Source organism: Streptomyces sp. NBC_00190 (assembly GCF_036203305.1).
Lineage (GTDB): Bacteria > Actinomycetota > Actinomycetes > Streptomycetales > Streptomycetaceae > Streptomyces.
Map to the genome: position 1 here is coordinate 5250981 of NZ_CP108131.1, position 22463 is coordinate 5273443.

Genomic DNA, 22463 nt, shown 5'->3' on the forward strand with positions numbered 1-22463 from the left:
ATTCGGCCCGGGTGTCAGGGCCCTTCGGCCCTCCTCGGTGCGCCGCCCGAGATGCCCAGCAGCAGTGGACCCGTCGGGGCCGCCACCAGGTCGTTCACCGTCAGCGGGTCCAGGGTGGCGAAGAAGGCCTCCTGGGCCCGGCGCAGCGCGCCGCGCAGCACGCAGGCGCTGCGCAGCGGGCAGGGCGTGGTGCCGTCGCAGTCCACGACGTCGCCCGCGCCCTCCAGTTCGCGCACCACCCCGCCGACCGAGGCGGCGCGACCGGCGGGGGTCAGGGTGAGCCCGCCGCCGCGGCCGCGGCGCGCCTCGACCAAGCCGAGGTGCTGCAGCCTGGCGACCACCTTGGCGGTGTGGGTGTACGGGACCTCCATGGTCGCCGCCACCTCGCGGGTGGTCGGGAGGTCCGTCTCCAGGACCGCCAGGCGCATCAGGACGCGCAGGGCGACGTCGGTGAATCGGGTCAGGCGCATGCGCCCACCCTAGAAAACTTGCATCCTGCCTGCAAATTAAACCGGCGCGCGATCGCGTGCGTGGCTGAAAGCGGTGGGTCCAGGGGGGCTCGCGGGGAACAGGTCGACCCGAGAGGGTGCCCCGTCCCCGGAGGGAGTAGTCCCACCCTTTTGTGTAATGGGCCCACCAGGTTCCGTGCCGGAAGGCTGCACCCTGCAGATCCATGGAGTGATCGAAAGGGAAATACATGTCGGTCCAGGCAGGTTCCGAGTCCGAGGCCCAGGCTCCGCAGCGCAGTCTCGGGACATCGGCCGCGCGGAACTTGGCAACCACGACCAAGTCCGCGCCGCAGATGCAGGAGATCACCTCGCGGTGGCTGCTGAAGACGCTGCCGTGGGTCTCGGTGCAGGGCGGCACGTACCGCGTCAACCGCCGGCTGAGCTACACGGTCGGCGACGGACGCGTGGAGTTCATCAAGACCGGGACCCGGGTCCAGGTGATCCCGGCCGAGCTCGGTGAGCTCCGCCTGCTGCGCGACTACGAGGACCTCGACGTCCTCGGCGAACTCGCCCAGCGCTTCCGGCAGATCGACTTCGAGCCCGGCCAGGAGCTGACCTCCTTCGGCAGCCCCTGCGACCAGGTGTTCCTGCTCGCCCACGGCCGCATCGACCAGATCGGCCCGGGCCCCTACGGCGAGGACGCCGTCCTCGGGACCGTCGCCGACGGCGCCCACTTCGGCGAGTACTCCCTCGTCGACGAGGCGGCGATCTGGGAGTACACCGCCCGCGCCGCCACCTCCGGCACCGCGCTCGTCCTGTCCCGGCAGGACTTCCAGCTGCTCGCCGATCGCGTCGACTCGCTGCGCGAGCACGTGGGGAACGTGACGACGCAGCCCGCCCGGCACGCCAACACGTACGGCGAGGCCGCGATCGAGCTCTCCGCCGGCCACCAGGGCGAGGCCGTGCTCCCCGGCACCTTCGTGGACTACGAGGCCCGCCCGCGCGAGTACGAACTCTCCATTGCACAAACGGTCCTGCGGGTGCACACGCGCGTCGCCGACCTCTACAACCAGCCGATGAACCAGACCGAGCAGCAGTTGCGGCTCACGGTCGAGGCGCTGCGCGAGCGCCAGGAGCACGAGATGCTCAACAACCGCGACTTCGGCCTCCTCCACAACGCCGACTACGACCAGCGCATCCAGCCGCACGACGGCGCGCCCAGCCCCGACGACATGGACCAGCTGCTCAGCATGAGGCGCGGCTCCAAGTTCTTCCTCGCCCACCCCAAGGCCATCGCCGCCTTCGGCCGCGAGTGCAACAAGCGCGGGCTGTACCCGGAGTCGGTGGACATCGGCGGCACCCGGGTGCCGGCCTGGCGCGGGGTGCCGATGTTCCCGAGCAACAAGATCCCGATCAGCGACGCCCGCACCACGTCGATCCTGTGCATGCGTACCGGCGAGGACGAGCAGGGCGTGATCGGCCTGCACCAGCCCGGCATCCCGGACGAGATCGAGCCGAGCCTGTCGGTCCGCTTCATGGGGATCAGCGAGCAGGCGATCATCTCCTACCTGGTCACCGCCTACTTCTCCGCCGCGGTGCTGGTGCCGGACGCGCTCGGCGTACTGGAGAACGTCGAGATCGGCCGCTGGCGCTGAGCGCGGTGGACGCCGCCCTGGCGACCGGTGAGGGCCAGGAGGCCGCGGCCCTGCTGGAGCGGACAAGAGAAACGGTCAACCCGGAACTGCGCCGGGCCGTCGAGAGTCTGCCCGGTTCGATGCGGCGCGTCGCGATGTACCACTTCGGCTGGGAACACGCGGACGGCACCCCGGCGACGGGCAACACCGGGAAGGCCATCCGGCCCGCCTTGGTGCTGGCCGCGGCCCAGGCCCTGCGGGGGCCGGGCGGACCCGTGGACGGCATCGTCCGGGCGGCGGTCGCCGTGGAGCTGGCGCACAACTTCACGCTGCTGCACGACGACGTCATCGACAAGGACGCCCGGCGCCGCGGCCGGGCCACCGCCTGGACCGTCTTCGGGATACCGGACGCGATCATCACCGGCGACGCCATGATGGCGCTCGCGCAGCGGCTGCTCGCGGAGGACCCGCACCCGGCCGCGGCGGCGGCCGCGGCCCGGCTCGCGGCCTGCGTCATCGAGCTGTGCGCGGGCCAGCGGGCGGACTGCGCCTTCGAGCAGCGCCCGTACGTCTCGCTCGACGAGTGCCTGACCATGGCGACGGCCAAGACCGGGGCCCTGCTGGGCTGCGCCTGTGCGCTGGGTGCGCTGTACGCGGGCGCCGGGCCGGACGAGGCCGACGCGATGGACGCCTTCGGGCGGGAGGCCGGCCTGGCCTTCCAGCTGATCGACGACCTGATCGGCATCTGGGGCGATCCGGGGCACACCGGCAAGCCCGCCGGGGCCGATCTGCTCGCCCGCAAGAAGTCCCTGCCGGTCGTGGCCGCCCTCACCTCGGGCACCGCGGCGGGGGAGGAGCTGGCGGTCCTGTACGGGGGTCCCATGACCGGGGACGACGTGCACAGGGCGGCCGACGCGGTGGACCGGGCCGGCGGGCGGGACTGGGCGCAGGCCCATGCCGCGGACCGGATGGGCCGGGCCGTGCAGCAGCTGTCCCGGGCCGTACCGGACCTCGGGGCGGCGGGCGGGCTGCTGGCGCTCGCGGAGTTCGTGACGCGCCGTACGCGGTGATCGCGCAGGGGCACGGGAGAGGCCTGTTCCGGCACCGGATGGTGCCGGAACGGGCCTTACCGCGTTTCCGCCCCAACTCTAGGATCGCTCACGGTTGTTGACACGTGAGTGAAGGGTGTGACCAGTGGCGCTGGAGATACGCCAGGCGGATCAGTCGGACCGGGACGCGGTGGCGCGCCTCCTCGACGAGGCCTTCCGCACCGACCCGGTGAGCAGCTGGGTCTTCCCGGACCCGGACCACCGGGCCGCGGTGCACGGCAAGTTCCTCGGCGTCTTCGTGGACGTGGCGCTGGCCGAGGGGCGGATCGACTACGCCGTGGACGGTTCGGCCGCCGCGCTGTGGCTGCGGATCCCGGCGGGCGAGCCGGAGGGCGAGGACGAGGTCCCGGCGAAGATGCGGGCGGTGGCCGACCCGGACAACGAGCGCTGCGAGCTGGTGGGCCGCCTCACGGGCGCGGTGCACCCGATGGCCGAGGAGCACGAGTACCTGCTGATGATCGCGGTCACCCCGGACCGGCAGGGGGAAGGGCTGGGCGGCGAACTGATCCGCCCGGTGCTGGAGCGCTGCGACCGGGAGGGTGTGCCGGCGTACCTGGAGGCGAGCAGCGAGCGCAGCGGCCGGCTCTACGAACGGCTCGGATTCGCGCACACGGGGTCGCCGGTGCAGCTGCCCGACGGACCGCTGATGTGGCCGATGTGGCGCAAGCCGGACGGGGTCGCGCATCCCGTTGCGTAACCACTTCACCTGAAGTACTTTATGCGACGTGCCTCCGAAGCGGTGGCGCCCCCAGCTACCGCTGGGAGGTGCCCCCAGTCGAACGGAAGAGAATCGCTTGCGCAAGCTCACGTACTTCATCGCCACGTCGGTCGACGGGTTCATCGGGGCCCCGGACGGTGACGGCGATTTCTTCTACAGCCGCCTCGACCCGGAGTTCATCGAATTCCTCAAGGCCGAGTACCCGGAGACGATCGCCGCCCAGGGGCGCGCCCAGCTCGGGATCGAGGACGCCGAGCCGAAGCGCTTCGACGCGGTGCTCATGGGGCGGGGGACCTACGAGCCGGGCGTCAAGGCCGGCGTCACCAGCCCGTACGGCCACCTGCCCGAGCAGTACGTCGTCTCGCGCTCCCTCACCACCCCGCCGGACCCGCAGGTCCGGCTGATCAGCGGGGACGTGGCGGCCCGGGTCCGTGAGCTCAAGGCCCAGGAGGGGCTCGGGATCTGGCTGTGCGGCGGGGCGGACCTGGCCGCCCAGCTGATCGACGAGATCGACGAGTTCGTCGTCAAGACGTACCCGTTCTTCGTGGGCACCGGGATGCCGATGTCGCGGGCGGGCTTCGGCGTGCGCCCCCTGGAGCTCACCGGGGTCAAGGCCCTCGGCGGCGGCCAGGTCGTCACCTCGTACAGCGTCACGCGCTGACCCGCCGAACGCGCGAAACCGGCCTACCGTGGAGGTATGGCCGGTGAACAGCGGGAACAGCACGAGCACGGGACGGTCGCTCCGCAGGCCGGGCACGAGCAGCAGGTGTGCCCGGCCTGCGGGAGCCCCGTGGACACGGTGCTCAGGCGACGCAAGTCCCTGGGGATCTTCATCCCGGAATGGGTCCGGGGTCCCTGTCGGAACCCGGAGTGTCCGGAGTGCGTTCCCCCTGGGGGTTGACCCGGTTGAACCCGGTCAGCCCTTCGTCCCCATCCCGGAGGCGACGAGGCCGTTGGCCCAGAGCTGGTTGACGCGCGCCCGCTCGGTGCTGTTCGGGGTCGCGTTCTGGCACGAGGTGCCCGGGCCGCCACCCGACATCAGCTCGCTGCACGGGCCCGAGTAGTGGTCCGGCAGGCCCAGGACGTGACCCGTCTCGTGGGCGGTCACCCGGGTGGAGTTGTACTGCTGGTTCTGCCGGTAGTCGAGGAAGATGTACCCCCGGCCGTGCCCGTCCGTGCTCGCGTACGAACCGCGCGAGTCGTTGCCCTCGCGGTACGAGAAGTTCCCGCCGGAGGACACCTCCTGCAGCTTGACGTTGCTCACCGAGCTGTTCCAGATCTGCGTGGAGCGGGCTATCTGGCTGCGGAAGCTCGGCGCGTTGCGGGTGTTGTAGGTGACGGTCACGGCCAGGGCGGCCGGGTTCGCGGCGCGCTGCTCGGCGACCGAGCGCTGCACTGCCTCGAAGAAGGCCTGGTTGGCGGCCTGGTTCTCCTGCGAGTTCGTGTACGCCGCGTAGCTCGCGGGAGTGCCGGCGGGGGCGGTGGCGGCGGTGGCGGTGGGGGCGACGCCGAGGGCGGCGGCCAGGCCGAGGCCGATGGTGGTGGCCAGAACGGCCTTACGGGAGTGGCGCATGTGGGGGAGCTCCTACTCGTCCGGTGCGGTGGGGGGTGGTCGTTCGTGACCGGAGTCTGCGGGAGCGGAAGTGCCCGGCGGATGATGTCACTCTGCGATAGCACGGGCCTATCGGGAAGATTTCGACAGATCAACTAGTATGAGAATGGCGGGATTCGGGGGGCTATCGGTGACTGGTGCGGCCCACGGGCCGCGGCCTACTCTCGGGGCATGGAGCTTGAGGTCAGGCACCTGCGCGCGCTGTGCGCCATCGCCGACGCCGGAAGCCTGCACAAGGCCGCCCGGCAGCTCGGCGTGAGCCAGCCCTCCCTGACGACGCAGCTGCGCCGCATCGAACGCGCCCTGGACGGCGAGCTGTTCCTGCGGGAACGGACCGGCTGCCGGCCCACGCCTTTCGGCCGCACCGTGCTGGGCCGGGCCCGTCCGCTGCTCGCCGAGATGGCCGCGCTGGTGGCGGAGGCCCGGGCGCTGGCCCGCGGGCCGCGGCTGCGGATCGGCTCCACGGCCAGCCGTGCGCTGCCGGGCTGGCTCCGGCGGATCCACCGGCGGATGCCCGACACCGAGACCTCGCTGGTGGTGGACGTGTCCGCCAACGCGCTGCTGCGGATGGTGGATTCAGGCCAGCTGGACGTGGCCTTCGTGCACGAGGTGGAGGGCAGCCCGCTGCGGGTGCCGGCCGGACTGCAGCTGCACGTGCTGATGGAACGGGAGCCGCAGTTCGTGTCGATGTCCCGGGACCATCCGGCCGCCCGGCAGTCGGTGGTGTCCTTACGGGACCTGGCCGCGGACCGCTGGATGGTGGACCCGTCGGTCGACGGCGAATGGGACGGGCTGCGACGGGTCTTCGCGGGGGCCGGGCTGGACCCGCCGGTGCTGCACGCGGACTACCACACGGCGACCTCGCTGATCGTCTCCGGCGAGGCGGTGGCCCCCTGTCAGCCGACCTCCGGCCCGCGCGAGGACATGGCGATCCGGCCGCTGTCGGGTGACCCGCTCGCCGTACGGCTGCTCCTGGCGACCCGGCCCGGCGCGCACGCGGAGGTCTACGAGGACCTCCGCGCCGCGTACCGCGAGGCGGCCATGCGGACGCCGCCGTACCGGGCGTGGCTGCGCCACCACGCGAGCCCGTTGCTCGAAGCGGCGTAACGCGGGCGCCGGATCGGGTCAGTGCGGCGTGCGGACCCGGTCGTACGCCAGGGACAGCGCACCCTGGGCCACCAGGACCGCGCCCGCCGCGGCCCACCCCGGGCTGCGCCGGTGCGCCGCCCACACCAGCAGCGGTGCGCCCGCCGCGACCTGGGCCGCGCCCAGCAGCCGGGCCTTCGGGCCGCGCACCCACGGGCCCAGCGGGCCCTCCTCCACCACGTCGAGCTCCGCCCGCACCGCGTCGCGCCATCCGGACCACTCCACCGTCTCGGCGCCGGGCGCGACGCGCGCCGCCTCCCGGAGCCGGTCGGCCCCTTCGCCGGGGCCGAGCCCCGGGGGCAGCGCCAGCCCCGCGCGGGCCAGCAGGGCGATCAGGCCGAGGAGGCGGGCCGTACCGTCCGCGGCCGGGTCGGGCCGGGTGAGCCGCTCCAGTTCCTCCAGGTCGAGTACGGGGTCCAGGCCGAGCCGCGCGGACAGGTTCCGCATGGCGTCCGGCTCGCCCGACGGTCGGCCGCGCTCGTCCCACTCGTAGACGGCGGTGCGCCGGAAGCCGCTCGACAGGGCGAAGCCGGTCCGGCCGTCCTCCCACCACACGCTCAGCACGGGCCAGTTGACGCCGACCGCGACCGCCGCACCCCAGCCGGACAGCACCTCCGGCACGGTCTCCTCGCCGCCCAGCCACGGCTGGACGTCGGGCACGAGCACGCTCCACCCGCCCGCCGGGGCGAGCAGCAGGCGGACGCGGAGCAGGTGCGCGGCGGGACGGGCCGCGAGGGGTTCGGCCCGGCAGAGCAGCAGTCCGCCGGTAGTGGTCCGGGAGATGGGCATGCCCACACGCTAAGGCAAACCATCCCATATCGGAGATTTCAGCAGCACGCTTGACTTCACTCGACCGCGATATATCGTGTTACTCAGAAGACGCGATATGTTGCGTGCGTCGAGACCCGTCCGTCAGCGCACGAGGAGGATCAGCCCCATGGCAGAGCAGACGTCGCAGTCGACGTGGCACATCGCCGACCCGCAGAAGCTCGCCTTCGAGCAGCCGGTGACCGAGCTCCGCGTCCGGCTCGTGAGCGGCACGGTCAACGTGGTCGCCGCCGAGGACGGCCCGGCCCGCCTGGAGGTGACCGAGGTGGATGGGCCGCCCCTGTATGTGGTGCAGGACGGCGGCACCCTCACCGTCTCCTACGAGGACCTGCCCTGGAATGGATTCCAGGGCTTCAAGGAGTGGTGGGAGGCCAAGCCGTGGAAGGCCTGGTCCGGTTCCGCCTCCGGCCGCAAGGTGTGGGAGCGCAGCGCCGCCCTCACCCTGACCGTCCCCGCCGCCACCCAGGTGCAGCTGGCCACGGTCCACGCCACCGCCTTCGTCTCCGGGATCTCCGGGGGCACCGACGTCAACGGCGTCTCCGGCGACGCCACGCTGGTCGGGCTGTCGGGCCGGGTCAAGGCGCACACGGTCTCCGGCAGTGTCGAGGCCCAGTCCGTCACCGGCGACCTCGGCTTCCACTCGGTGTCCGGCGGCCTGACGGTGGTCGACGGCGCGGGCGTGAGCCTGCGGGCCGACTCGGTCAGCGGGGACATGCTCATCGACCTCGACCTCGACCCGTCGGCCCCGCGGCCGGTGGACATCGCGCTGAACTCCGTCTCCGGCCAGGTGGCCATCCGGCTGCCGCACCCCGCCGACGCCCGCGTGGAGGCCAACACCACCACCGGCGGCGTCTCCAACGCCTTCGAGGACCTGCGGGTCTCCGGCCAGCTGGGCTCCAAGCGGATCACCGGAACCCTCGGCTCCGGCACCGGTACCCTGCGCGCCACCACGGTCTCGGGCGGGATCGCGCTGCTGCGCCGCCCGCAGGCCGAAGCCGAAGCCCCCCTGCTCGACAAGAAGGTGCTCTGACATGCCGCCCGTCTTCGCCCACGGCCGCCTCCGCCTCTACCTCCTCAAGCTGCTGGACGAGGCGCCGCGCCACGGGTACGAGGTGATCCGCCTGCTGGAGGAGCGCTTCCAGGGCCTGTACGCGCCGTCCGCGGGCACGGTGTACCCGCGCCTGGCCAAGCTGGAGGCCGAGGGCCTGGTCACGTACGCGACCGAGGGCGGGCGCAAGGTGTACTCGATCACCGAGGCGGGCCGGGCCGAACTGGCCGACCGCAGCGGTGAACTCGCCGACCTGGAGCTGGAGATCCGCGACTCGGTCACCGAACTGGCCGCCGAGATCCGCGACGACGTCCGGGGCGCGGCGGGTGATCTGCGGCGCGAGATGCGGGCGGCGGCCTCCGCGTCGGCGACCCGGGTCGAGGACGAGTCCTGGAAGGCGGCCAAGGAGGAGCTGCGCAAGGCGCGTCAGGAGTGGAAGGAGCAGGCGAGGCGGGCGAAGGACGAGAGCCGCCGGGCCCGCGAGGAGGCCCAGCAGGCCCGCCGTCAGGCCAAGGAGGCCCAGGAGCGGGCGCGCGAGGAGGTCCAGCGCATAGCGGGCCAGCTCCAGGAGCAGTTCGCCAAGTCGGGTGGTGTGCTGGGCAGTCTGGCCGAAGCCTGGCTCGGCGGCTCCACGCCGACCGGACCCGCCGCGTCCGGTACGCCCCTGGTGGTCGACACGGACTGGGCCGAGGACCTGACGCCCTCGGGCGACGCGGCCCGCGACCTGGACCGGCTTCTGGACCGCTTCCGTGACGATGTCCGCGACGCGGCGCGCGACCACGGTGTGTCCGCGGCCCAGCTGGCCGAGGCGCGCAACGATCTCGCCGCCGCTGCCGCCCGGCTGACGCAGACCCTGCGGGCCAGGCCTTAGGGCGGCGGGTCCGGCCGGAGCACGACTGCCAGGGGCCGAGGGCGGGCTTCCAGCGGCCTGTGAGCCCGGTAGTTCGGGGCCGTTGTGGCCCGGAAGGTGGCGGACCCTCCGGGCCGCCGGCCCGGAGTGCTCAGAATTCCTCCTCGTCGACGGCCTGCTCATCAAGTCCCCAGGTATCCCAGTTCGGCGTGTCCCAGCGTCGGAAGAGGCTGTCGTCGTTGTGACCGGCGTTGACGTTGTCGGTGATGACGTCGCCACCGCCGTGGGGGGCGCGGAGGCTGTCATCGGCCTTACCGGCGGTGGTGGCGTCACCGGCGGCGCCGCCACCACCGCCGAAGAGCCCGTCGTCGCCGGGGTCGGCGCCGTCGTTGGTGACGACGGTCGCGGCCGTGGAGTGACTCAAGGACGGCGTCGCGGCGGATGCCGGAAGGATGACGCCCCCGGAGATCAGCGCGGTCGCGGCGGCGGCCATCACCATGCGGGAACTCCGCCGCCGGGGCCTGGTGTCGTTGCGGATGTTGTGGATCATGGTCCTTTCCTTTCGGTGCCGAGGGGCCTTCTGTGTGCTGCCCCGCCTCGGGTTCTCCCGGTGGGGCCTGCACGTCCAGTGGGCCTGAAGGGACCCGCCGCGGCACGTCCCGACAACTCGGGGCTTGACGGCGTCAGGGGCGTCGGTCAGGTGCCCGTGGAGCTGCCGTCAGGCGGCCAGGCCCGTCTCGGCCGTCCCGTAGGTGACTCCGTGGTCCGTCAGGACCTCGGAGACCGTGCCGGGGCGGGAGAGCAGGGCCAACAGCAGGTGCAGGGCGGCGATGTGACGGTCCCCCCGCCCCAGGGTGATGCGCAGGGACTGTTCCAGGACCTTCTTCGAGCCCTGGGTGAAGGGGACGTGCCGGTTGTCCGGCTCCGGGCGGCCGAGGGCCGAGCGGAGCGAGGCCCCCAGCGTCCGCCGCCGGGGAGCCGCCGAGGACAGGGCGCCCTCGCCATGGGTCTCCTCGACCCGGGAGACGATCTGCGAGAGGTCGATGCCGAGCCCGGCCAGCGCCTCCTCGTCGCCCTTGGACATCCCGCCGCGCCGGCGGGCCGCGGCGAGGTCCGCGGCCACTGCCTCGCGGTCCACGCCCAGGGGATCCAGAGCCCCTTGGGCGAGCAGGGCGAGCAGCAGGTGCTCCTCGCCGACGGTGGCGGACCCGGCGCGCCGGGCCTCGGCGACCGCGCCCGTCACGGTCTCGCGGGCCTCGCTCGTAAAGCGTTCGAACATCAAAGCCTCCCGTACTTCTTGTGCACGGCCTGCCGGCTGACGCCCAGCTCGGCCGCGATCTCCTGCCAGGACCACCCCTGCGTGCGGGCACTGCGTACCTGTACGGCCTCCAGCTGCTCCAGCAGTCTGCGGAGGGCGGCCACGGCACGCAGGCCCACACGCGGGTCGCGGTCACCGGCCCGCTCGGCGAGATCGGTAGCTTCCGTCATGCGTGTCAATGTAGGTTGACGCAGGGAGGAGTGTCAACCATCGTTGACGCCTACGGGTTGAGCACGATCTTCCCGAAGAGGTCGCCCGACGCGAGCTTCTCGAAGCCCTCGCGCGCCCGCTCCAGCGGCAGCACCTCGTCGATGACCGGCCGGACCCCGGTGGTCGCGCAGAACGACAGCAGGTCCTCCAGCTCGTCCTTCGAGCCCATCGTCGAGCCGACCACCTTCAGCTCCAGGAAGAAGATCCGGGTCAGCTCGGCGTGCGCCGGGCGGTCGCCGCTCGTGGCGCCGGAGATGACCAGCGTGCCGCCCGGGCGCAGGGACTTCACCGAGTGCGACCAGGTGGCCGCGCCCACCGTCTCGATCACCGCGTCCACCCGCTGCGGCAGCCGCGCGCCCGGCTCGTACGCCTCCACGGCGCCCAGCTCCACGGCCCGCTTGCGCTTGGCCTCGTCCCGGCTGGTGGCGAAGACGCGCAGGCCGGCCGCCTTGCCGAGGACGATGGCCGCGGTCGCGACCCCGCCGCCGGCGCCTTGTACGAGGACGGAGTCGCCGGGGCGGACCCCGGCGTTGGTGAACAGCATCCGGTACGCCGTCAGCCAGGCCGTCGGCAGGCAGGCGGCTTCCTCGAACGAGAGCTCGGCGGGCTTGCGCAGGACGTTCCAGGCGGGGACGGTCACCTGCTCGGCGAAGGTCCCCTGGTAGCGCTCGGTCAGGATCGAGCGGGGCTCGTCCGGGCCGACCCCGTGGCCGCTCTGGCCGATCACGGAGTGCAGGACGACCTCGTTGCCGTCCTGGTCGATCCCGGCGGCGTCGCAGCCGAGGATCATCGGGAGTCTTTCCTGGCCGAGGCCGACCCCGCGCAGCGACCACAGGTCGTGGTGGTTGAGGGAGGCGGCCTTGACGTTCACGGTCACCCAGCCGGGCCGGACCTCGGGGGCCGGGCGCTCGCCCAGCTCAAGGCCGTTCAGGGGGTGGTCACGGTCGATTCGGGCGGCGTAGGCAGCGAACATGCCGCGACGCTACCGCTCGGTAGCGCAGGGTTCCAGCCTTCCCGGGACCCCGGCGGTGAGGCCTTCGTCGCACCGGGCCGAGGGGGCGTCACAAGGAAGGGCCCGGCCGGATCACTCCGGCCGGGCCCCTGCCCGTACAGCTCGGCGCTGCGGTCAGACCAGACGGGCCACGCCGTCGGCCTTGGCCGCGGCGGCGACGGCCGACGCGACGGCCTCGGCCACGCGCTCGTCGAACGGCGACGGGATCACGTAGTCGGCGGAGAGCTCGTCACCCACGACACCGGCGATGGCGTCAGCGGCGGCGATCTTCATGCCCTCGGTGATCCGGGTGGCGCGCACCTTGAGGGCGCCCGCGAAGATGCCCGGGAACGCCAGCACGTTGTTGATCTGGTTCGGGAAGTCCGAACGGCCCGTGGCCACGACCGCCGCGTACTTGTGCGCGACGTCCGGGTGGACCTCCGGGTTCGGGTTGGCCATGGCGAAGACGAACGCGTCCTTCGCCATCGAGGCCACCGCCTCCTCGGGGACCGTACCGCCGGAGACGCCGATGAAGACGTCGGCCCCCGCGAGGGCCTGCTCCAGCGAGCCGGTCTGGCCCGTCCGGTTGGTCAGGCCCGCGATCTCCGCCTTGACGTCCGTCAGGTCGGAGCGGTCGGCGGACACGACGCCCTTGCGGTCCGTCACGCAGACGTCGCCGATGCCCGCGTCGACCAGGATCTTGGCGATGGCGATGCCCGCGGCGCCCGCGCCGGAGATCACGGCGCGCAGGTCGCCGAGCGTGCGCCCGGTGAGCTTCGCGGCGTTGCGCAGCGCGGCCAGCGTCACGATGGCCGTGCCGTGCTGGTCGTCGTGGAAGATCGGGATGTCCAGCGCCTCCTGCAGGCGGCGCTCGATCTCGAAGCAGCGGGGTGCGGAGATGTCCTCCAGGTTCACCCCGCCGAAGGACGGCGCGAGACGGATGACCGTCTCGATGATCTCGTCCGTGTCCTTGGTCGCGAGCGCGATCGGGACCGCGTCCACGCCGCCGAACTGCTTGAACAGAATCGCCTTGCCCTCCATCACGGGGAGGGAGGCCTCGGGACCGATGTCACCGAGTCCGAGCACGGCCGTGCCGTCGGTGACGACGGCGACCACGTTGGACTTCCAGGTGTACTCGTTCACCAGCTCCGGCTGCTCGGCGATGGCGGTGCACACCTTCGCCACGCCGGGGGTGTACGCGAGGGAAAGGTCGTCCTTGTCGTTGACCGGCACCGTGGCCTGGATGGCCATCTTGCCGCCCCGGTGCAGCGCGAACACCGCGTCCGGGTTGTTGTCCGTCACGCTGTCACTGCGAGGGTTGAAGATCTCCGCTGCCACTGTGTGTGACCCCTTAAGTCCTTTGAATCGTTGAGGGTGGCCACTCCTGGTTAAGGGGTGGGCGGGCACCGCGTCCGTACTCCGCATCGACGGTTGGCCCGTCTCCGCGAAGGGGAGGTTCGTACGCGCGGGCGCGCCGCACGCGCGCCCTGAGCCCCGGATGAGGGGTGTAAGGATCTGTTCTACCGGATGAACGCTCACCCAGACGAGTCGATTCCTGCTCGACCATAGGCTGCATGTCCTGGTTTTGGCTAAAAGTCCAAACGTCTGTGTCCAATGGGCGAGACGTGCCGTAAATAGTGAGCCCGAAGTGCCTGGTCGCAGCGTTTTCTGTGGCTCCGAGGGGCTTCGCCCGCAGTCCTGTTGGGTAGCCCGGGGTGTCCGTTATCTGATTTTGACCTCACGAGCACCCTGAATGCGCCAGTCCGAATGGCAAGATGCCGTAATCACACAAGGTCGCGACACTCGATGGTGCGTGCTCGACCTTTTTTCGGTGCTTTTCCACCAGCCGGAGGAACCAGCTCATGACCGCAAGCATCACCCGTCGTACGACCGCCGCCCGGTCCCGGATCGCCGCGGTCGGCGCGATCGCGGTTGCCGGCGCCCTGGTCCTCACCGGTTGTGGCGACCAGACCGACAAGGCCTCCACGGCCCCGTCGGGCCAGGCGAACAGCAGCGCGCCGCTCTTCTCGAAGCTTCCGAAGAAGATCCAGGACGCGGGTGTCATCAAGGTCGGTACGGACGCGACCTACGCGCCGATGGAGTTCACCGAGGGCGGCAAGATCGTCGGTGTCGACCCCGACGTGGCGGCGGCCCTGGCCAAGCAGCTCGGTGTCCAGTTCAAGTTCGAGTCCGGGACCTTCGACACCCTGATCGGCAGCATGCAGACGGGCCGCAGCGACCTGGTCATGTCCTCGCTCACCGACACCAAGGCCCGTCAGGAGGGCCTGGACGACAAGGGCGCCAAGACCGGTGCCGGTGTCGACTTCGTCGACTACTTCTCCGCCTCGACCGGCATCCTGGTCAAGAAGGGCAACCCGGAGGGCATCAAGACCCTCGACGACCTGTGCGGCAAGAAGGTCGCCGTCCAGCGCGGCACGACGTACGAGCAGTCCGCCAAGGACCAGTCCGAGAAGTGCAAGGCGGCCGGCAAGGGCGAGGTCGCCATCGAGTCCTTCCCGACCGACGCCGAGGCCCAGACCCGTGTGAAGGCCGGCGGCGCCGTCGCCGACCTGAACGACTCCCCGGTCGCCGCGTACATCGCGCAGACCGCGGGCGGCGGCAACGACTTCGAGGCCGTTGCCAACCCGACCGACGCCGGCCTCTTCGGCATCGCAGTGGACAAGAAGAACACCGAGCTGCGCGACGCGCTCAAGGAAGCCCTCGACGCGGTCATCAAGGACGGCACGTACAAGGCCGCCCTGGACAAGTGGAACGCGGGCTCCGGCGCCGTGACCGAGGCCAAGACCAACGCAGGCTCCTGACCTCCGCGCAGACCGCAGCACACTGAAGGGCAGTCACTGTGACTGACAAGCTCGACAAGGTCCCGGACCCGGCGGACACCCCGCCGGCCGGTACCGCCCACCCCGAGGCGATCCGCGCCATCCCGGTCCGCCACTACGGCCGCTGGATCAGCGGCGTGGTCGTCATCGGCCTGGTCGTGGCCCTGGCGTTCGCCTTCTCGCAGGGCAACGTGCGCTGGGCCACCGTGCCGGAGAAGCTGTTCGACCCGACCATCCTCCGCGGTGTGGTCAACACGGTCTGGATCAGCATCACGTCCATGGCCCTGGGCCTGGTGCTCGGCGTCCTCTTCGCCGTCATGCGCCTCTCGAAGAACCCGGTGACCAGCACCATCGCCTGGTTCTACATCTGGCTGTTCCGCGGCACCCCGGTGTACGTGCAGCTCCTCATCTGGTTCAACCTCGCCCTGATCTTCCCGATCCTGAACCTCGGGTTCTACAAGGACGAGATGACCCAGGTCATGACGCCGTTCCTGGCCGCCCTGCTGGGCCTCGGCCTCAACGAGGGCGCGTACATGGCGGAGATCGTCCGCGCCGGCATCCAGTCGGTCGACGAGGGCCAGACCGAGGCCTCGCACGCACTCGGCATGACCCGCATGCAGACCATGCGCCGGGTCGTGCTGCCGCAGGCCATGCGCGTGATCGTGCCGCCGTCGGGCAACGAGTTCATCAACATGCTCAAGACCTCGTCGCTCGTCGTGGCCGTGCAGTACTTCGACCTGCTGCGCGCGGCCCAGGACATCGCGTCCACCTCGTTCGCGGTGATGGAGATGTTCTTCGTCGCGTCGATCTGGTACCTCGCCCTGACCAGCGTGTTCAGCGTCGGCCAGTACTACCTGGAGCGCCGCTACGCCCGTGGTGCGCTCCGCTCCCTGCCGCCCACGCCGTTCCAGAAGGTCAAGGCGAAACTGTCCAGCTTCTCGAACCGCAAGGCGGTGGCCTGATGACGACTGCCATGGTGAAGGCCGAGGGCGTCCACAAGTCCTACGGTGCGGCGCACATCCTCAAGGGCATCGACCTGGAGGTCGCCCCGCGTGAGGTCTTCTGTCTGGTCGGCCCGTCCGGCTCCGGCAAGTCGACCTTCCTGCGGTGCATCAACCACCTGGAGCAGGTCAACGCCGGACGGCTGTACGTCGACGGGGAGCTCGTCGGATACCGCCAGAAGGGCGACAAGCTCTACGAGCTGAAGGACAGCGAGGTCGCGGCCCAGCGCCGGGACATCGGCATGGTCTTCCAGCGCTTCAACCTCTTCCCGCACATGACGGCCATAGAGAACGTCATGGAAGCCCCGGTCATGGTCAAGGGCGAGTCCAAGGCGGTGGCGCGCGAGCGTGCCGTACGCCTCCTGGACCGCGTCGGCCTCGGCGACAAGGGCGGGAACTACCCCACCCAGCTCTCCGGCGGCCAGCAGCAGCGCGTGGCGATCGCCCGCGCGCTCGCCATGGAGCCGAAGCTGATGCTCTTCGACGAGCCCACCTCGGCGCTCGACCCGGAGCTGGTGGGTGACGTCCTCGACGTCATGCGGGACCTGGCCGAGTCGGGCATGACCATGATCGTGGTCACGCATGAGATGGGCTTCGCCCGCGAGGTCGGCGACAACCTCGTCTTCATGGACGGCGGCGTGGTCGTCGAGTCGGGTCACCCCCGCGAGGTGCTGGGCAACCCCCAGCACGACCGGACGAAGGCGTTCCTGTCCAAGGTGCTGTAGTCGCACCCGCGGACAGGTGAGGGGCGGTACGGGTTTCCCGTACCGCCCCTCACGCATGTGCGTGTCGGTCCCTACTTGAGACCTAGGACCAGCGCGTCCGAGGGGGAGCGCCAGACCGTACGGGCCTCGGCGAACCCGGCGTCCAGGAGGGTGCCGGCGTGCCAGGCCTCGGTGGGGGTGTCGCCGTCGGCGTGCTCCCCGTAGATCTCGAAGCGCCGCTTCACCGGCTCGGCCAGCGCCGGGTCCGCGGCCGCCAGGGCCCACCACTCGCGCCAGTCCACGGCCCCGGCCGCCTTGGCCCGGTCCATGCCGGCGTGCCGGTGGGCGCGCTCGGCGGCGCCGATGCGGGGGGTGGCCGGGTCGGGCATGTGGTCGGCGTTCATGAACACCCCGCCCGGCCTGACCAGGGGTGCCAGCTGCCCGTACAGGACGGCGAGCTCCTTGCTCGGCAGCCAGTGCAGGGCCGTGGCCGTCAGGACCGCGTCGTACGTGGCGCGGGGCAGGGCCGCGCGCCAGTCGGGGTCCTTGAGGTCGGCGGTCACGAAGGTGACCCGCCGGTCCCCGGCGAAGTAGCCCTCGGCGATGGTCAGCAGCGCCGGGTCGAGGTCGACGCCCGTACTGGTGGCCTCCGGGAACCTCTTGAGGACGCGGTCCGTGATACTTCCCGTACCGCACGCGAGGTCCAGGACCCGGGGGGCGGGGCCGACCAGGGCCTCGACCATGTCGAGCATCACCCGGAACCGCTCCTCGCGGTCGGGCATGTACCACTCCTGCTGCCGGTCCCAGCTGTCCTGCCATGCCTGCCACGCCCGCCGACCGGTGCCGGTTTCCGCCGTATCCGCCATCACGAACCCCTCCATGCGTAATACCCTCGAAGACGTCTCAGCCGTTACCGGAGACACTAATCCGCAGCCGTAAGGACTACAAGTGGAACTGGCCCATTACTCGGACTTCGCCGTGAGCCTGGTCAACACCGAGGAGCCGGCCCGCAACAAGGACTCGTTGACCTCGGTGGACGCCGTCCGCGCCCTCTTCGGCGCAAGCCTGCAGATGGCCCGCCGGGTCACCGACACCGACGTCACCCGCTTCCGCAACGTCCGCGGCCGGCTGCGCGCCGTCTTCGAGGCCGCCGACAGCGGGGACCACGTCCTCGCGGTCGACCTGCTGAACTCGCTGCTCATGGAGTTCCCCGTCAGCCCCCAGGTCTCCGGCCACGAGACGATCGGCGAGGACGGCCGCCCCGACTGGCACATCCACCTCGCCGAGCACCCCTCGAACGCCTCCGCGGGATACGCCGCCATGGCGGCGATGGGCCTGGCCTTCCACGTCACCGAGCACGGCCCCGACCGCCTCGGCCTGTGCCAGGCAGCGCCCTGCCGCAACGCCTACCTCGACACCTCCACCAACCGCTCCCGGCGCTACTGCTCCGACCGCTGCGCCACCCGGGCCAACGTGGCCGCCTACCGTGCCCGCAAGCGGCTGGAGGCCGAGGAGTCCGCCCGCAGCGGACGCACCGCCGAGACCGCCCAGGAGAGCCGGGCCCTGAGCGAGCGCTGATCCTCCCCGCGCGGCCGGATGCGCAGGACCGCCGTCGCCAGCACCAGTTCGTCGGGCACCGGCCCGTAGACGGTGCTGTCGCCGGTCTCGTTGTACGGGTTGTCGCCGAGCACCCACCAGCAGCCGCCCGGCCGCCGCTCCACCGCCCGCTTGATGACCAGCAGGTCCTGCTGGAACGGGTGGCGCAGCACCACCACGTCACCCGGACGGACCGCCGCTCCGTACCGGACCAGCACCTGGTCCCCGTGGACCAGCGTCGGCACCATCGACGGCCCGCTCACGTCGACCAGTCCGAAGCGCCCCCGCGGGTGCCCGCTCTCCACCATTCCCGACCTCCTCGTCACCCCCGCATGCTGCCGTAAGGCCCCGTACATTCGCGCACCGGTCCGCCCACGACGCTGGACTTTTGTCCTAAGCCCATGGGGGCGACCGCGAAAACGGCATTCCGAGCGAGTAATCTCCCCCTTGAGAAGACGATCACGAGGAGGACAAACTCCATGCTTTCCCGCCTCTTCGCCCCCAAGGCGAAGGTCTCCGCCCACTGCGATCTTCCGTGCGGCGTGTACGACCCTGCCCAGGCCCGCATCGAGGCCGAGTCCGTCAAGGCCGTGCAGGAGAAGTACCAGGCCAACGACGACGCCGACTTCCGCGCGCGCGCCATCACCATCAAGGAGCAGCGCGCCGAGCTCGCCAAGCACCACGTCTCGGTGCTGTGGAGCGACTACTTCAAGCCGCCGCACTTCGAGAAGTACCCGCAGCTGCACACGCTGGTCAACGACACCCTGAAGGCCCTCTCGGCCGCCAAGGCGTCGAACGACCCGGCCACCGGCGCGAAGGCCCTTGAGCTCATCGCCGAGATCGACCGCATCTTCTGGGAGACCAAGGCCGCCTGATCCGGCGCCTTGTGCACCTGGTGCACCCTGACGAGAACGGCCCGACTGCAGCGCGCAGCCGGGCCGTTCTCGTGTCCAGGTCAGTCCTCCGTGTCGTCGTCCTCGTCGTCCAGGCGGGCCAGCCAGGTGGCCAGGCGTTCCACCGGGACCTCGAAGTCGGGATTCAGGTCGACGAACGTACGAAGCTGCTCGGCGAGCCACTCGAAGGTGACCTCCTCCTCGCCGCGCCGCTTCTCCAGCTCCTCGATGCCGCGATCGGTGAAGTACAAGTCGGGCTCCGTGCCGTGATGTGGATGTGCAGGGGGGTGTTTCCCGCCAGGATAATCCGCTCTGCGGTGAGACCTCCCGCCTGCTGCGCCTGCGGCGCTAGCCTGGATGTCTCACGAGCAGGGGGCGCGAATGACGGAAGGGCGCACGGCCCGCTCCGCGCGCGCCTTCGAGCTTCTGGAGCCCCTCGTACAGGCCGCGACCGTACGCGTCCACGCCCCGGCGGGCGGGTATGGATCCCCTGTGACCGGCCCCACCTGGGGGAGCGGCTTCTTCATCGCCCCCGGCTGGGTCCTGACGTGCGCGCACGTCGTCGGCGAAGGGGGTGCTGCGGTGCGTCTGACGGGGCGCGAGGTCGGCATCACCTTCTCCTCCGGGGGCAACGGTTCCACCGGGACCGTCACCGGGCGGGTGGAGTGCGTACTGCCCGAGCGGCTGGAGGAGCGGCGCCCCGGCCCGCGGACCATGTGGGACCTGCCCGACCTGGCGCTGATCCGGGTCCTGGCCCCCGTCTCGCACGCCTGCGTCTGGCTGACCGACCGCTCCCGGCCGCGCTTCGAGGAGGTCGCGTACTTCGGCTGCACCGAGGACCTCGGCACGCCCGAGATCACGGGCCGCACCACCCGGCTCCGCGGCACCGCGGGCAACGGCGCGGCCATCCGGCTCGGCGACGACGACGAGATCGAACCCGGCATGTCCGGGGGCCCCGTGGTGGACCTGGCCCGCGGCGAGGTCGTCGGCGTGGTCAAGGCCCGCCGGCACACCGGGGCCGGCGGACTCGCCGTCTCGGTCGCGCAGCTGCGCACGCTGCCGATGCCCGCACGCGGCCAGACGGGGCTCTACCGGCGGGTCATGCAGGCCCACGACCTGCACCACTACGACCAGCACCTCAGCGACCTCAACAGCCGGCGGACCTGGACGGACGTGCACGACGAACTCCCGGCCGAGGACGGGGACCCGTACGCCGGGCGCGGCCGCCTCACCCCCGGCGAGCGCACCACCCTGTGCGGGCTGCTGGCCGAACTGCCCCCGCCGGGCTCCTCCGAGGTCGTACGGGCCCTGGTGGAGGCGGCGCGCGGGGAGGAGCCGGACCCGCACCCGCTCGCCCCGCTGAGCTGGCGCGACGGGCTGGGGCTGCTGCACGACCCGCCGGGCGGGGCAGGGGAGGCGGCGGCCATGCTGCGGTACGCGACGGACGTGAGCGTGGCCGACTACCGCGAGCCGCCCACACCGGGCGCCGACGAGGAACTGTGGGACTGGGTACGGGCCACCGCCGAGCGGCTGTGGCGGCCGCTGCGCAGGGAGCTCGGCGAGCGCCACGAACGGGGCCTGGCCGAGCGCGAGCTGCGCCGGCGGGCCTCGGCCGGGCGTGCCGTACGGGGTCCCGCCCGCCCGGCCGGCGGGCTGCCGACCGGGGCCTCGGCCCTGCTGCAGCTGTGGGCGCACGGCTGGGAGGACGTCTACGACTGGAAGGTCTCGGTGCTGGCGGGCCCGGCCCACCCCGGGCGGGTGCGGGCGGTGGATTCGGGCGTACGGGCCACCCTGCGGGAGCTGCCCGAGGTGTTACGGGCCCCGCTCGCCGAGGCCTTCCGGGCCTCCGACACCCACGAGGCGGCGGCCGTGCTCGAAGTGGCCGTCGAACCGGAGCTGTTCGGGGTGCCCGTGGACGCATGGGTGCTGGTGGGCGGCGTACCGCTGGGGGTGCAGCGGCCGGTGGTGTTCCGCTACCCGGAGGGAAGCGGCGCGCCCGCCGCGGCCGCCCGGTGGGCCCGGGTGCAGGCGGGGCCGCTGCTCGACGAACGGGCCGACTGCGTACGGGGGCGTGCGCGCAGCCCCGCGCCGGGCTGGCTGGCCGCGCTCCCGGACAACACCGTGCCGGTGCACTGCCGGGCGGCGGCGCTGGAGCCCACGCTCGGGGCGCTGCACGCGGTGCGGGACGCCGGGTACGGGATGGCGGTGGGCCGCCGGCCCCCGGCGGATCCGGGGGTGTCGTGCGCCCCCTTCCACCGCGGGCTGCGGGAGGAACTGGCCGAAGCGGGCCGGGCGGAGGTGCTGCCGCTGCGGTTGCAGGCGCTGCGGGGGCGGGCGTACGGGGCCGACCCGGACGCCTACTGGGCGGCGGGGGCGACGCTCGTATGGGACGACCCCGCGCGCGCCCTGCCCGAGGACGAGCCGCTCCAGGGGGACCTGTGACCGGCAGGAGGGAGCAGCACCCATGAACGACGAATGGCTCATATACCGAGGTGTCGGCGAACCCCACGACGGGATCGAGGCCCTGCCCGATCCGCCGCCGTGGCGGGACTTCGACGGCGGGCCCGTGGACGAGGAGGGCGCGGCGGCCGGGGCCGGCACGGCCGACGGCAACATCGCCCGGCGGCTCGGCGCGCACCGGCAGGCCGCCGAGCTGCACCGGCCCGAGCCCGAGGAGCTGGAGGCCATCAACGCCGCGCTGTACCTGCGGCGGCCGCTGCTGGTCACGGGCTTTCCCGGAACGGGCAAGTCCACCCTCGCGCACGCCGTGGCCCACGAGTTGAAGCTGGGCCGGGTGCTGCGCTGGCCGGTGGTGTCGCGGACCGTGCTCCAGGACGGCCTGTACCGCTACGACGCCCTCGCCCGGCTCCAGGACGTGCAGATCGCCGCGAGCGGCGGAGCCGTGGGCGGGGGGCAGGGCGGGGCGCCCGGTGCCGGCCGGCCTCCGGGCATCGGGAAGTACATCCGGCTCGGGCCGCTGGGCACCGCCCTGCTGCCCGCCGAGCGGCCCCGGGTGCTGCTCATCGACGAGCTCGACAAGAGCGACATCGACCTGCCCAACGACCTGCTGAACGTCCTGGAGGAAGGGGAGTTCGCCCTTCCGGAGCTGGAGCGGGTCGCCGACACCGAGCCCGAGGTGCAGGTGCTCACCGACGACGGGGCGAAGGTGACCGTCCGGGGCGGCGGGGTGCGCTGCCGGGCCTTCCCCTTCATCATCCTGACCAGCAACGGGGAACGGGACTTCCCCGCCGCCCTGCTGCGGCGCTGCATCCAGCTCAAGCTCGGGCAGCCCGGTGAGAAGCGGCTCGCGACCATGGTCCGCGCCCACCTCGGGGAAGAGGCCGCCCAGCTCGGGGCCGACCTAATCCGGGAGTTCCTCAGCCGCTCGCAGTCCGAGCTGGTCGCCGCCGACCAGCTGCTCAACGCCGTCTACCTGACCCACTACGCCGCCCCGCCCACCCGGGAGGACCTCGCGGACCTGCTCATCCAGCGACTCGACCGCCCGAGGTGACGGGC

At 71.8% G+C, this 22463-nt stretch carries 25 protein-coding genes; 14 read left to right on the forward strand and 11 right to left on the reverse strand.

Annotated elements, in window-relative coordinates; all coding sequences use genetic code 11:
• Positions 1–14: 14 nt before the first annotated feature.
• Positions 15–470: an RrF2 family transcriptional regulator gene (locus OG429_RS25490; RefSeq protein ID WP_328927580.1), complete on the reverse strand. Its 456-nt coding sequence runs from the start codon at positions 468–470 to the stop codon at positions 15–17.
• 227 nt (positions 471–697) lie between these two features.
• On the opposite strand from OG429_RS25490, the gene OG429_RS25495 reads away from it, so the two are divergent.
• From OG429_RS25495 to OG429_RS25510, 4 genes are all read left to right on the forward strand, one after another.
• Positions 698–2104: a family 2B encapsulin nanocompartment shell protein gene (locus OG429_RS25495; RefSeq protein WP_328927581.1), complete on the forward strand. Its 1407-nt coding sequence runs from the start codon at positions 698–700 to the stop codon at positions 2102–2104.
• Positions 2101–3153 carry a family 2 encapsulin nanocompartment cargo protein polyprenyl transferase gene (locus tag OG429_RS25500; RefSeq protein ID WP_328930416.1) on the forward strand — a complete coding sequence of 351 codons (1053 nt, stop codon included), beginning with the start codon at positions 2101–2103 and terminating at the stop codon, positions 3151–3153. The genes OG429_RS25495 and OG429_RS25500 overlap by 4 nt, the downstream gene beginning before the upstream one ends.
• A 124-nt stretch (positions 3154–3277) precedes the next feature.
• Positions 3278–3889 (forward strand): GNAT family N-acetyltransferase, encoded by a 612-nt coding sequence (locus OG429_RS25505; RefSeq protein ID WP_328927582.1) that lies wholly within the window; start codon positions 3278–3280, stop codon positions 3887–3889.
• Positions 3890–3986: 97 nt separating this feature from the next.
• The gene (locus OG429_RS25510; RefSeq protein WP_328927583.1) at positions 3987–4571 is read left to right on the forward strand and encodes a dihydrofolate reductase family protein; all 585 of its coding nucleotides are present in this window, start codon (positions 3987–3989) and stop codon (positions 4569–4571) included.
• A gap of 255 nt (positions 4572–4826) precedes the next feature.
• Here OG429_RS25510 and snpA read toward each other — a convergent pair whose 3' ends face one another.
• Positions 4827–5483, reverse strand: a complete 657-nt coding sequence (gene snpA / locus OG429_RS25515; RefSeq protein ID WP_328927584.1) for a snapalysin — start codon at positions 5481–5483, stop codon at positions 4827–4829.
• A gap of 210 nt (positions 5484–5693) precedes the next feature.
• On the opposite strand from snpA, the gene OG429_RS25520 reads away from it, so the two are divergent.
• On the forward strand, positions 5694–6629 hold the full coding sequence (locus tag OG429_RS25520) for a LysR family transcriptional regulator (RefSeq protein ID WP_328927585.1): 936 nt from the start codon (positions 5694–5696) through the stop codon (positions 6627–6629).
• 18 nt (positions 6630–6647) lie between these two features.
• Here OG429_RS25520 and OG429_RS25525 read toward each other — a convergent pair whose 3' ends face one another.
• Positions 6648–7451, reverse strand: a complete 804-nt coding sequence (locus tag OG429_RS25525) for a hypothetical protein (protein WP_328930417.1) — start codon at positions 7449–7451, stop codon at positions 6648–6650.
• A 154-nt stretch (positions 7452–7605) separates the two neighbouring features.
• On the opposite strand from OG429_RS25525, the gene OG429_RS25530 reads away from it, so the two are divergent.
• Entirely contained in the window at positions 7606–8526 is a 921-nt protein-coding gene (locus OG429_RS25530) for a DUF4097 family beta strand repeat-containing protein (protein ID WP_328927586.1), read from the forward strand.
• A 1-nt stretch (position 8527) separates the two neighbouring features.
• Positions 8528–9415 carry a PadR family transcriptional regulator gene (locus OG429_RS25535; RefSeq protein ID WP_328927587.1) on the forward strand — a complete coding sequence of 296 codons (888 nt, stop codon included), beginning with the start codon at positions 8528–8530 and terminating at the stop codon, positions 9413–9415.
• Positions 9416–9545: 130 nt separating this feature from the next.
• Here the strand turns inward: OG429_RS25535 and OG429_RS25540 are convergent, their stop codons facing one another.
• The 5 genes from OG429_RS25540 to OG429_RS25560 all read right to left on the reverse strand — a co-directional run bounded on the left by OG429_RS25540 (position 9546) and on the right by OG429_RS25560 (position 13251).
• The gene (locus OG429_RS25540) at positions 9546–9944 is read right to left on the reverse strand and encodes a hypothetical protein (RefSeq protein ID WP_328927588.1); all 399 of its coding nucleotides are present in this window, start codon (positions 9942–9944) and stop codon (positions 9546–9548) included.
• Between the two features lie 168 nt (positions 9945–10112).
• Positions 10113–10673 carry a Clp protease N-terminal domain-containing protein gene (locus tag OG429_RS25545; RefSeq protein WP_328927589.1) on the reverse strand — a complete coding sequence of 187 codons (561 nt, stop codon included), beginning with the start codon at positions 10671–10673 and terminating at the stop codon, positions 10113–10115.
• Positions 10673–10882 carry a helix-turn-helix domain-containing protein gene (locus tag OG429_RS25550; RefSeq protein ID WP_328927590.1) on the reverse strand — a complete coding sequence of 70 codons (210 nt, stop codon included), beginning with the start codon at positions 10880–10882 and terminating at the stop codon, positions 10673–10675. Before OG429_RS25550 ends, OG429_RS25545 begins: the two co-directional genes overlap by 1 nt.
• 50 nt (positions 10883–10932) lie before the next feature.
• A complete protein-coding gene (locus OG429_RS25555) occupies positions 10933–11895 on the reverse strand; it encodes a zinc-binding dehydrogenase (protein WP_328927591.1) in 963 nt (320 codons plus the stop codon).
• A gap of 153 nt (positions 11896–12048) precedes the next feature.
• Positions 12049–13251, reverse strand: coding sequence for an NAD(P)-dependent malic enzyme (locus OG429_RS25560; protein WP_328927592.1), 1203 nt, complete (start codon positions 13249–13251; stop codon positions 12049–12051).
• Between the two features lie 524 nt (positions 13252–13775).
• Here OG429_RS25560 and OG429_RS25565 point away from each other — a divergent pair.
• Genes OG429_RS25565 through OG429_RS25575 form a run of 3 tightly spaced genes read left to right on the forward strand, consistent with a single transcriptional unit; the run spans position 13776 to position 16479 of the window.
• A complete protein-coding gene (locus OG429_RS25565) occupies positions 13776–14735 on the forward strand; it encodes an ABC transporter substrate-binding protein (protein ID WP_328927593.1) in 960 nt (319 codons plus the stop codon).
• A gap of 38 nt (positions 14736–14773) precedes the next feature.
• Positions 14774–15715 (forward strand): amino acid ABC transporter permease, encoded by a 942-nt coding sequence (locus OG429_RS25570; RefSeq protein ID WP_405678568.1) that lies wholly within the window; start codon positions 14774–14776, stop codon positions 15713–15715.
• A complete protein-coding gene (locus OG429_RS25575) occupies positions 15715–16479 on the forward strand; it encodes an amino acid ABC transporter ATP-binding protein (RefSeq protein ID WP_328927594.1) in 765 nt (254 codons plus the stop codon). Before OG429_RS25570 ends, OG429_RS25575 begins: the two co-directional genes overlap by 1 nt.
• Positions 16480–16550: 71 nt before the next feature.
• Here the strand turns inward: OG429_RS25575 and OG429_RS25580 are convergent, their stop codons facing one another.
• Positions 16551–17339 (reverse strand): class I SAM-dependent methyltransferase, encoded by a 789-nt coding sequence (locus tag OG429_RS25580; protein WP_328927595.1) that lies wholly within the window; start codon positions 17337–17339, stop codon positions 16551–16553.
• 67 nt (positions 17340–17406) lie between these two features.
• Here OG429_RS25580 and OG429_RS25585 point away from each other — a divergent pair, with 67 nt between their 5' ends.
• On the forward strand, positions 17407–18036 hold the full coding sequence (locus OG429_RS25585; RefSeq protein WP_328927596.1) for a CGNR zinc finger domain-containing protein: 630 nt from the start codon (positions 17407–17409) through the stop codon (positions 18034–18036).
• Here the strand turns inward: OG429_RS25585 and sodX are convergent.
• Complete coding sequence (gene sodX, locus OG429_RS25590) at positions 17940–18362, reverse strand: nickel-type superoxide dismutase maturation protease (protein WP_328927597.1); 423 nt, start codon at positions 18360–18362, stop codon at positions 17940–17942. The two genes, OG429_RS25585 and sodX, sit on opposite strands and share 97 nt — an antisense overlap.
• 171 nt (positions 18363–18533) lie before the next feature.
• Between sodX and sodN the strand changes: the two genes are divergently transcribed.
• Positions 18534–18929 carry a superoxide dismutase, Ni gene (gene sodN, locus OG429_RS25595; protein ID WP_030709803.1) on the forward strand — a complete coding sequence of 132 codons (396 nt, stop codon included), beginning with the start codon at positions 18534–18536 and terminating at the stop codon, positions 18927–18929.
• 80 nt (positions 18930–19009) lie between these two features.
• On the opposite strand, the gene OG429_RS25600 is transcribed toward sodN, so the two are convergent.
• Entirely contained in the window at positions 19010–19198 is a 189-nt protein-coding gene (locus OG429_RS25600; protein WP_328927598.1) for a DUF6104 family protein, read from the reverse strand.
• Positions 19199–19328: 130 nt separating this feature from the next.
• Here OG429_RS25600 and OG429_RS25605 point away from each other — a divergent pair, with 130 nt between their 5' ends.
• Positions 19329–21389 (forward strand): VMAP-C domain-containing protein, encoded by a 2061-nt coding sequence (locus OG429_RS25605; protein WP_328927599.1) that lies wholly within the window; start codon positions 19329–19331, stop codon positions 21387–21389.
• A 22-nt stretch (positions 21390–21411) separates the two neighbouring features.
• Positions 21412–22458, forward strand: coding sequence for an AAA family ATPase (locus tag OG429_RS25610; RefSeq protein ID WP_328927600.1), 1047 nt, complete (start codon positions 21412–21414; stop codon positions 22456–22458).
• The last annotated feature ends 5 nt before the right edge of the window (positions 22459–22463 follow it).

What these genes read in the sequence shown, in the direction of transcription:
- OG429_RS25490 (WP_328927580.1), bottom strand. Translation starts at nt 470, where the DNA reads ATGCGCCTGACCCGATTCACCGACGTCGCCCTGCGCGTCCTGATGCGC.
- OG429_RS25495 (WP_328927581.1), top strand. Translation starts at nt 698, where the DNA reads ATGTCGGTCCAGGCAGGTTCCGAGTCCGAGGCCCAGGCTCCGCAGCGC.
- snpA (WP_328927584.1), bottom strand. Translation starts at nt 5,483, where the DNA reads ATGCGCCACTCCCGTAAGGCCGTTCTGGCCACCACCATCGGCCTCGGC.
- OG429_RS25520 (WP_328927585.1), top strand. Translation starts at nt 5,694, where the DNA reads ATGGAGCTTGAGGTCAGGCACCTGCGCGCGCTGTGCGCCATCGCCGAC.
- OG429_RS25530 (WP_328927586.1), top strand. Translation starts at nt 7,606, where the DNA reads ATGGCAGAGCAGACGTCGCAGTCGACGTGGCACATCGCCGACCCGCAG.
- OG429_RS25535 (WP_328927587.1), top strand. Translation starts at nt 8,528, where the DNA reads ATGCCGCCCGTCTTCGCCCACGGCCGCCTCCGCCTCTACCTCCTCAAG.
- OG429_RS25540 (WP_328927588.1), bottom strand. Translation starts at nt 9,944, where the DNA reads ATGATCCACAACATCCGCAACGACACCAGGCCCCGGCGGCGGAGTTCC.
- OG429_RS25545 (WP_328927589.1), bottom strand. Translation starts at nt 10,673, where the DNA reads ATGTTCGAACGCTTTACGAGCGAGGCCCGCGAGACCGTGACGGGCGCG.
- OG429_RS25550 (WP_328927590.1), bottom strand. Translation starts at nt 10,882, where the DNA reads ATGACGGAAGCTACCGATCTCGCCGAGCGGGCCGGTGACCGCGACCCG.
- OG429_RS25555 (WP_328927591.1), bottom strand. Translation starts at nt 11,895, where the DNA reads ATGTTCGCTGCCTACGCCGCCCGAATCGACCGTGACCACCCCCTGAAC.
- OG429_RS25565 (WP_328927593.1), top strand. Translation starts at nt 13,776, where the DNA reads ATGACCGCAAGCATCACCCGTCGTACGACCGCCGCCCGGTCCCGGATC.
- OG429_RS25575 (WP_328927594.1), top strand. Translation starts at nt 15,715, where the DNA reads ATGACGACTGCCATGGTGAAGGCCGAGGGCGTCCACAAGTCCTACGGT.
- OG429_RS25580 (WP_328927595.1), bottom strand. Translation starts at nt 17,339, where the DNA reads ATGGAGGGGTTCGTGATGGCGGATACGGCGGAAACCGGCACCGGTCGG.
- sodX (WP_328927597.1), bottom strand. Translation starts at nt 18,362, where the DNA reads ATGGTGGAGAGCGGGCACCCGCGGGGGCGCTTCGGACTGGTCGACGTG.
- sodN (WP_030709803.1), top strand. Translation starts at nt 18,534, where the DNA reads ATGCTTTCCCGCCTCTTCGCCCCCAAGGCGAAGGTCTCCGCCCACTGC.
- OG429_RS25605 (WP_328927599.1), top strand. Translation starts at nt 19,329, where the DNA reads ATGACGGAAGGGCGCACGGCCCGCTCCGCGCGCGCCTTCGAGCTTCTG.
- OG429_RS25610 (WP_328927600.1), top strand. Translation starts at nt 21,412, where the DNA reads ATGAACGACGAATGGCTCATATACCGAGGTGTCGGCGAACCCCACGAC.